Here is an 8,494-nt window from a genome sequence, read left to right as displayed (position 1 = left end):
TACAGTGAAACGATTTATTACAGTACCATCATTCTTTAAAATATAACCCGAGCAGCCTCCGCTTCCGCAGAAATAAGGATTTGAAAAACCAACAAAATACTCGTTTTTCTTATCGTTATTTAAATCGAAAGCTTCATAATAAAAATACCGATCGTCTTTTGTCAGTGCAGGAATATCATTCTTTAATAAAACCAATAATTGTTTACGGATTAACTCTATTGCTTTGTCTTCTTTTGGTGTAGCTTCACTTAAATCAGCCGTTCCGCCAAGGGTTTTAGACAATGTATCTTGAACAATTGTTTTTACAATATTTTTTGAATTGTCTTTATTCTGGCAAGAAGATAATGCCAAAATTGAGATTAGAATTAAAATCTTATTTTTCATGATCTAATATTTTAAATTCATTATAATTTACACCAATAAGGCAGCTTTATTTTCAATATCATTTTGCTTCAGCAATGATTTTATATTGTTAAAAGTCACCAAAGCAATCTGCGTCAAAGCTTCATTGGTGAAAAACGCCTGATGTGCCGTTACCAAAACATTTGGAAAACTCATTAAACGCTGAATCGCATCGTCTTGAATAATGTCTGCAGAAAGATCTCTAAAGAACAATTTTTCTTCTTGCTCATAAACGTCAATTCCTAAATAACCTATTTTTCCTTCTTTTAAACCTTCAATAACCGACGAAGTTTCTATTAAACCGCCACGGCTTGTGTTTATAATCATGACACTTTCTTTCATAAAAGAAATAGAAGTGGTATTGATAACATGTTTCGTCTGATCGTTCAACGGACAATGAAGCGAGATAATATCGCTCGATTTAAATATTTCTTCTAAACCAACAAAAGAAACCCCATCTTTTTTCATTTCGTCACTTTCAACAATATCATAAGCCAAGACTTTACAGCCAAAACCTAATGCAATTTTAGAAAATGCTTTTCCTATATTTCCTGTTCCAATAATTCCGATTGTTTTCCCGAACAAATCGAAACCTAATAATCCGTTTAAAGAGAAGTTCTGCTCGCGAACTCTATTATAAGCTTTGTGTGTTTTTCTGTTTAAAGTTAAAATCATTGCCATAGCATGTTCGGCAACCGCCTGAGGAGAATATGCGGGAACTCGGCAAACTTTTATATTATGCTTTTTTGCAACTTCTAAATCGACATTGTTAAATCCAGCGCAGCGTAAAGCAATTATTTTTACTTTCTTTTCTGCTAATTGTTTAATGACCGTTTCGTTTACAATGTCATTTACAAAAACACAAACAATCTCGCATTCTTCAATTAAAGCGACAGTCTGAGGATTTAATTGGGTTTCAAAAAAATCCAATCGAAAACCAAAATCTTCATTGTATTTATTGAAAAACGTTTTATCGTAAGGCTGAGTCGAGAAAAAAGCTATTTTATTGTTCGATGAATTCATAGGATTTGATTTTGAATAGTTCCTTAAAATTACGGATTTTATTTAAACCCATCTAAATCCTAATCAAATCTTATATTTACATTTTAAATAAAACTACCTAAAAAAAATCTCTTGCAACTTTTACTTGCGGATATTCTAGTTCAAGTTTATTACTATTTGTAATATCTTCAAATTGGAGTTTTTTATCTTGAACTATAAACCTAATCACTTTTCTTTCATTTGTAAAAAGGACACCAAACTCTCTTTCATTTTCATCCTCAAAATAAGAAATCAATAATAAATTATGTGCATCAAGATTTGATTCTTTAATTAATTGTTTTAAATCCAACCATTCTTCATTTAAAAGCTCAGTCAATTCTATTATTTCTTCTTTATACAGCTCAATTTCTTTCTTATCCATTTATATTCCTTTATCTATTTTTACAAATCATATTGCAAATTTAAATCTCAAGAAATTGAAAGACTGCTTTATTAAGCCTGAATTATAACACTAAAAGCTTATTTATTATTTCGAAAATTCCCTTTTGGCAGATAATACAGCCATCCAAAACCAATTAAAAATAAAATAAGCGAACCTATAAAAGCAGGAATTAAAATTTCTTTATTGTTGTCTAATGCATTGTTTAAAGCAGCATACAATAACCAAATCTGGATGCTTACATTTAAGATTAAAACAAATATTAAAGTAGACAGAATAACATTCAACTTATTTGGATTTGCCTGATTTTGGCTTTTTCTAAATGTACTCATAATTTTTATTTTAAACTATTAACTTTCTTTATTTTCGAATGCTTTTACGAAAATCTTTTCTCCTTTTAAAACCACTTCTAACTGAGGCAAAGCTCTTGGCGGTGGTCCCGCGATAACATCTCCAGTTAAAGCGTCAAAAGAACCTTCGTGGCACGGACAATGAATAATTCCTGTTCCTGGTTTGTAATAAACAGCACAAGAAAGATGCGTACATTTTTGTTCGTAAGCTCGAAACATACCACTTTCTAAATGCACCAAAATATACGGAATGGTACTACCTTCAATCACAAAACCTCTTGTTCCGCCTAACGGAATATCTTTTATTTCGCACACAAAATGTTCTCCAACAACTTCTTCGCTAGGCAATAAATACGCTTTTGCTGCAACCAGTCCGCTTCCTACCATTAAGCCTCCAGAAACCAGCGTAAGGAATTTAGCAAAATCACGTCGGCTGACTTGTGTTGATTCCTGCTTTTTATATGGAAAATCTTTCTTCCAGTTTTCACTTAAATTATCTTCTTTAGACATGGATTTTAGATTTAAAATATTCGTAATTCGCTGCTTCCTTTTGGCATCATGATATTCACTTTTGTGTTTACACGCTCTTTCCCGAAAACAAATGAATTTACCGGAGTGCTGTTTGGACGCATTTCTTCGATTTGTTCACGAGTCCCATAAAACAATGCGCCACTCGGGCAAACTGTTGCACACATTGGCTTTTTGCCAACACTGGTTCTGTCGTAACACATTGTACATTTCATCATCAAATCGTATTCTTCCATTTTCTTTGGAACTCCAAACGGACAAGCCATTACGCAATTAGAGCAACCAATACAGCGTTCTGTATTTGCGGTATGAACTACTCCAAATTCATCCTGCGAAATCGCATCAGCCGGACAAACATTGGCACAAACAGGATCTTCGCAATGCATGCAAACCTGAACAGTGGTCTGAATGGTAACTTCACGTTCTACATAATTAACGTGAATCATCGATTCCTGTCCATTCGTTTCGCATTCTGCACAAGCCATTTCGCATGCTTTACAGCCTATGCATCTTTGTAAGTCTACAAAAAACTCTTCGTTTTTATTATAATTAGTCAAATTCATAATTGTTGCTTTTTATAGATTAAACACTTGCATAAGCATTTGATTTGTCTGATGAGTTTTCGATTTCGCCCAAAGGTTCCAACTTACAGGCACAAACTTTAAATTCTGGAATTTTAGAAATCGGATCTAATGTTCCAGGCGTTAACTGATTCGCAGATTTTTTCCCCGGCCAGTGATACGGAATAAAAACGGTATCTCTTCGAATGGTTTCTACAATATTAGCAGGGAAAATTCCTTGTCCTCTTCGGGTTGAAACTTTTACCAATTCTCTCTGCTGGATATTATATTTCTGAGCCATTTCTGGGTGAATTTCCAGCAAAGGTTCAGGAAACTGATCTACTAATTTTCCAATTCTTCTAGTTTGCGTTCCGCTTAAATATTGAGAAACGACACGACCAGTTGTTAATGTTATTGGATATTCTTCATCTGTAACCTCGCCAGGCAGTTTATAAGGAGCGGGATTAAAATGTGCTCTTCCGTCTGGTGTGGCAAATTTTTTATCTTCCCATAATCTTGGCGTTCCAGGATGATCTTCTGTCGGACATGGCCAGAAAACGCCCATATTATCTTCTACTTTTTTATAGGTTATTCCGTTGTAATCGGCAGTTCCTCCTTTTGATGCAACTCGAAGTTCATTAAAAATGGCTTCGCTGTTGGCGTAAGTAAATCTTTCTTCCTCGCCTAATCTCTTTGCTAATTCTAATAATATTGAAGTGTCTGTTCTCGCATCTCCCGGAGGTGTTACAGCTTGACGAATTCGGATAACACGACCTTCAGCTGAGGTTGTTGTTCCCTCCTCTTCTTCCTGCAATGAACCTGCTAAAACAATATCGGCATGACGCGCTGTTTCATTCAAAAAGAAATCTATTGCCACATAAAACTCTAATTTTTCAAGAGCAGAACGCACATAATTATTATTCGGCAAAGAAACTAACGGATTAAAACAAATCGAAATCAATCCTTTTATTTCACCGCTGTGAATCGCTTCTATAATTTCATAAGCTGTAATGCCTTTGTGAGGCATATCTTCTTCTTTAATTTTCCAGACATCAGCAATGTATTTGCGATGTTCCATATTTTCGATATCACGATTTCCAGGCAGCTGATCGCATTTGTGACCGTGTTCTCTTCCTCCCTGACCATTTCCTTGCCCAGTAATGGTTCCGTAACCGCAATAGGGTCTTCCAATTCTTCCTGTTGCCAAAACCAGATTGATGCATCCTAAAACATTATCAACACCTTTTGAATGATGTTCTATTCCTCTTGCGTGGAGTAAAAAGCTTGTTTTTGCTTTTCCCCATAATTCAGCTGCTTCTTTAATTTTTTCTTTAGAAATTCCCGTAATTTCTTCTGCCCATTCTAATGTATAATCTTTTACCGCATCAATCGTTTCTTGAAATCCTGATGTATAATTATCAATAAAATCGTGATCCAGCATATCGTGATCTACGAGATATTTCAACATTGCTCCATATAAAGCAGAATCGGTTCCTGGTCTTACATCAAGATGAACATCTGCTGTTCTTGCTAATGGAATAACTCGCGGATCAACAACAATCAATTTGGCTCCGCGATCTCTGGCCTTCCAAATCCAATGGGTTAATGTTGGAAACGTCTCACTAATATTCGCTCCTGCAATAATAATAACTTCAGCATATTCTAAATCAGAATAATTGTTTGAAGCCCGATCTAAACCAAATGCTTTTTTGTTTCCTGCACCAGCACTTACCATGCAAAGACGTCCGTTATAATCTAAATTTCTAGTTTTTAAAGCTACTCTTGCAAATTTTCCGACCAAATAGCTTTTTTCGTTAGTCAACGAAACACCAGATAACATCGAAAATGCATGTTTACCGTATTTCTCCTGAATTCTTTTGATTTCAGAAACGGTTTTATCCATTGCTTCATCCCAAGTAGTTTGTTCAAAACCTTTGCCCTCTACTCTTTTTATCGGATGCAATAAACGATCTGGATGATTGTTCTGCATATAACGTTGCACTCCTTTTGGACACAAACGACCTTCGTTGAACGGAAATTCCATCCAAGGTTCAAAACCAACCACTTTATTGTCTTTTACAGATAATTGAATTCCGCATTGCATGCCGCAGAAACAGCAATGTGTTTTGACCATTTTATCTGGTTCATCACGTCCTGCATATCCTTCTTTTGGTGTATAATTCAGATGCGGCCCAAATGCTTCAATTATTTTTTCGGTTGATACAGGTAGTTTTGCCATGATTTTTTTTGTTATTTTTTGGTTTCATGTTTCACGTTCTGGGACGAAACTTGAAACCTTAAACTTGAAACTATAATTTTATCCAAATAAATTTCCGCCTTCGATTCTTGCTTTTAAATGCGCTTTCGCCAAACGATCTCGTTTTCCTTCGGGACTTAAATCCAAGTGTGAATTTCCTTCATCATCACTAAAGTCAAAACCTAATTGTTTAGTTACAATTTTTAAATCATCAATATGAAGCTGTGTTGCAAAAGGTTTTCCAGTTTCTTTGCAGATTGCCATTCCTTTTTTCATTCCTTCTTTTTTGTAAATGTGCGCACCAATCTGAGCCGGTCGTTGAATGATGTGGAAAAATTTTCCAAACGGAATCCATATCAAAAACATAATAACCGTTACTGCATGAACTACTGCGAGAAAATCATACGCAAATCCTTTCATAAATTGGTAAGAATAAGTCAGACACAAACCCGTAACAGAAATGGCAATTAATAAAAGAAGTGGCAGTAAATCGCCTTCAAAAGTCTGTGTGGCAATTAATCCCGGATTGGTTAAACGTCTTCTTAAATAATAAAGCGAACCAAAAATAACCAAATAAGAAGACCAGTTTAAAGCATGGAAAGTTAGAAATGCCATAATAGAATCCAATCTGAAATCCATTACTTTAAAACCAAAAAAATGCGCTTCGTAAACTGAAATAGAATTTGGTGCCAACGTAAAATGAATCCATCCAAATGTGAGCGGAAAAGTAATTGCAAAAGCAGAAAAACAGCCAATTGCAATACAAAAATGAGCCAACCATCTGTATTTACCTCTTGGGTAAATGAATTTCTGAAAAGCGATATTTTCAACTGATTCTTTACCTAAAAACCATAAATGCGAAAAAACTTTTCCTGTAAAGAGAAAATGAATGCCACGTTTAAAATACATCCAAGTTGGCGGTCGTTGCAGCCAAACTGTATAGCGATACACAACTCCGAAAAATGCAAATAGAGTTCCGAACAGATAGGTGACTAAGGCCGCATCAAAATTTTGAAGTTTTCTTGACCCATAGAAAACCAATACGACCATAAAAACCGAAGCTGCCGTTGCAATTAATAAAGCTTTCGTATTAAATGTTTTTTCTTTCATGACAGATTATTTTCGATCAATATCTTTAGCCATTTCAGGCAGTCTTTCTTTTGTCATTTTTACAATTACACGGTGCATCCAAATCAGACAGGTTAATGATAATGCCAGAATAAAAAGCCAAGAGCTCGTCCAGAATCCAGTAAATGATAATAAATACCCGAAAATAATTGGTCCGAAGAATCCGCCTAAACCGCCTAATAGTCCGACCATTCCGCCAATTACACCTACTTCATTGGGAAAATAATCTGGTATATGTTTATAAACAGCGGCAGAACCAATTCCCCATGAAATTCCTATTAGAATAACCAAAACTAAATACACCCACATATTGGCTTCAAAATGAATTTGTGTAATTCCTTCTGCCAATAAATCTTTTTTCTGTATTTTTTGATTTTCTGCTACGACAACTTCCTGCCATGTTTTTTTGGATGGAAAAAACTTAGAATGCGGCTGACTTTCATCTTTCTGGCTAATAGCATATTCTTTACCATCGACCACTATTTTATCTGGCGAAACCGCTGTAACAGTTCCTGCTTTACTCGCTAAAAGACCGCTTCCTGAAGTCGTGATGTCCATTTTTGGAAATAATAATAAAAAGCTTAAAACGACTGAAGAACTCAAAACCCAGTACATTACTTTTCTGGCTCCGAATTTATCCGACAAAAAACCTCCAAAAGCACGTACAACACCCGCAGGCAAACTAAAACAAGAAGTAAAGATTCCGCCTAAAACTAAAGTTGTGTGATAGACATTCATAAAATTTGGAAGAAGCCATTGCGAGAAAGTAACAAACGAACCAAATACTAAGAAATAATAAGTTCCGAAGCGCCAAACACGCACTCTCTTTAAGGGTTGCAATAATTGTTTTACTGTTTTAGATTGTGCTTCGCTTTTTTTGTTTTTAGCGAAAATCAGAAACACAATTCCCATCAATAGCAAAGCAGAACCATAAAGTACGGGAAGCCATTTCCATCCATTTTCAGGATCGTTTTCGGAGAATGTACTTAAAAGTGAAGGCGCTAAAAAGGGCGTAATTGAAGCACCAGCTGTTCCCATTCCGAAGATTCCCAAAGCTCTTCCCTGCCATTCTTTAGGATACCATACAGAGGTTGAAGCTACTCCTACAGCAAAACTGGTTCCTACCATTCCGAATAGAAAACTTAAAATGGCAAAAACAGTAAAAGAAGTCGCAAATGGTAATAAAAATAGAGGGATTGAAGCCAAAATTAGTAATGCAGAATGCACAATTTTACCTCCAAACTTATCGGTTAAAATTCCCATTGGCAATCTCATAATTGATCCCGTAAGAACAGGAATTCCTAAAAGCCATCCTATTTGTACGACGCTCCAATTAAAAATTTCTTTATCAACTAAAAAAGTAACCAATACTCCATTGAGTGTCCAGCATGCAAAACAGATTGCAAATGCCAAAGTATTTAAAAAAAGGATGCGGTGGGCTTGGGAAAGATCTGCCATAGAATAAAGTATTAAATTATGTTTTTGGAAATCTATTACTGAAATATGGGAATCATGAAAACTACTTTTCAAAAACACCTGAAAAGCAATACTTTACTAAAGTTAAAAAAAATATTCAAAGCAAGACACTTACAATCAAACATTTAGCATTATTATAATCTTATTTAAATTCATTCTTATAGTTAAGTCTATTTTTCACTACTTATCAGTTGAAAACTCTGTTTTTCAATATGTTAAATAAAATATAATTTTTAAAAATTCAATTAAACCTGTTTTATTCAAAAAAGTCTAATTTCTTATAAACAATTAAAAAACTTAAAACATGAAAAAATTAATTATCGCTGCTATGTTATTTGTTGGAATAGCAAGT

Annotated in this window: 8 protein-coding genes and 1 pseudogene; all 9 read right to left on the bottom strand. The window is 34.7% G+C overall.

Features of this window, described 5'->3' with window-relative positions:
* Window positions 1-384: pseudogene (locus tag B3J44_RS18390) on the bottom strand (hypothetical protein); the annotation flags it as partial.
* Window positions 385-411: 27 nt separating this feature from the next.
* Window positions 412-1,425: a 2-hydroxyacid dehydrogenase gene (locus tag B3J44_RS18385; protein ID WP_286970258.1), complete on the bottom strand. Its 1,014-nt coding sequence runs from the start codon at window positions 1,423-1,425 to the stop codon at window positions 412-414.
* A 97-nt stretch (window positions 1,426-1,522) separates the two neighbouring features.
* Entirely contained in the window at window positions 1,523-1,825 is a 303-nt protein-coding gene (locus B3J44_RS18380) for a hypothetical protein (RefSeq protein WP_286970257.1), read from the bottom strand.
* Between the two features lie 98 nt (window positions 1,826-1,923).
* Entirely contained in the window at window positions 1,924-2,175 is a 252-nt protein-coding gene (locus B3J44_RS18375) for a DUF6755 family protein (protein ID WP_286970256.1), read from the bottom strand.
* Window positions 2,176-2,193: 18 nt separating this feature from the next.
* The gene (locus tag B3J44_RS18370; RefSeq protein ID WP_286970255.1) at window positions 2,194-2,703 is read right to left on the bottom strand and encodes a ubiquinol-cytochrome c reductase iron-sulfur subunit; all 510 of its coding nucleotides are present in this window, start codon (window positions 2,701-2,703) and stop codon (window positions 2,194-2,196) included.
* 11 nt (window positions 2,704-2,714) lie between these two features.
* Window positions 2,715-3,284, bottom strand: coding sequence for a 4Fe-4S dicluster domain-containing protein (locus tag B3J44_RS18365; protein WP_198857545.1), 570 nt, complete (start codon window positions 3,282-3,284; stop codon window positions 2,715-2,717).
* Window positions 3,285-3,303: 19 nt separating this feature from the next.
* On the bottom strand, window positions 3,304-5,520 hold the full coding sequence (locus tag B3J44_RS18360; RefSeq protein ID WP_286970254.1) for a molybdopterin oxidoreductase family protein: 2,217 nt from the start codon (window positions 5,518-5,520) through the stop codon (window positions 3,304-3,306).
* 78 nt (window positions 5,521-5,598) lie between these two features.
* A complete protein-coding gene (locus B3J44_RS18355; RefSeq protein WP_286970253.1) occupies window positions 5,599-6,648 on the bottom strand; it encodes an MFS transporter in 1,050 nt (349 codons plus the stop codon).
* A gap of 6 nt (window positions 6,649-6,654) precedes the next feature.
* Window positions 6,655-8,124 (bottom strand): MFS transporter, encoded by a 1,470-nt coding sequence (locus B3J44_RS18350; RefSeq protein ID WP_286970251.1) that lies wholly within the window; start codon window positions 8,122-8,124, stop codon window positions 6,655-6,657.
* Between the last annotated feature and the right edge of the window lie 370 nt (window positions 8,125-8,494).

This window comes from Flavobacterium sp. UBA4854, assembly GCF_002399805.1.
GTDB classification, from domain to species: Bacteria; Bacteroidota; Bacteroidia; order Flavobacteriales; family Flavobacteriaceae; genus Flavobacterium; species Flavobacterium ginsengisoli.
This window is presented reverse-complemented; position numbering and strand designations above follow the sequence as displayed.

Bases quoted from the DNA above. Each gene is read 5' to 3' on its own strand.
- B3J44_RS18385 (WP_286970258.1), bottom strand. From the start codon at position 1,425: ATGAATTCATCGAACAATAAAATAGCTTTTTTCTCGACTCAGCCTTAC.
- B3J44_RS18380 (WP_286970257.1), bottom strand. From the start codon at position 1,825: ATGGATAAGAAAGAAATTGAGCTGTATAAAGAAGAAATAATAGAATTG.
- B3J44_RS18375 (WP_286970256.1), bottom strand. From the start codon at position 2,175: ATGAGTACATTTAGAAAAAGCCAAAATCAGGCAAATCCAAATAAGTTG.
- B3J44_RS18370 (WP_286970255.1), bottom strand. From the start codon at position 2,703: ATGTCTAAAGAAGATAATTTAAGTGAAAACTGGAAGAAAGATTTTCCA.
- B3J44_RS18365 (WP_198857545.1), bottom strand. From the start codon at position 3,284: ATGAATTTGACTAATTATAATAAAAACGAAGAGTTTTTTGTAGACTTA.
- B3J44_RS18360 (WP_286970254.1), bottom strand. From the start codon at position 5,520: ATGGCAAAACTACCTGTATCAACCGAAAAAATAATTGAAGCATTTGGG.
- B3J44_RS18355 (WP_286970253.1), bottom strand. From the start codon at position 6,648: ATGAAAGAAAAAACATTTAATACGAAAGCTTTATTAATTGCAACGGCA.
- B3J44_RS18350 (WP_286970251.1), bottom strand. From the start codon at position 8,124: ATGGCAGATCTTTCCCAAGCCCACCGCATCCTTTTTTTAAATACTTTG.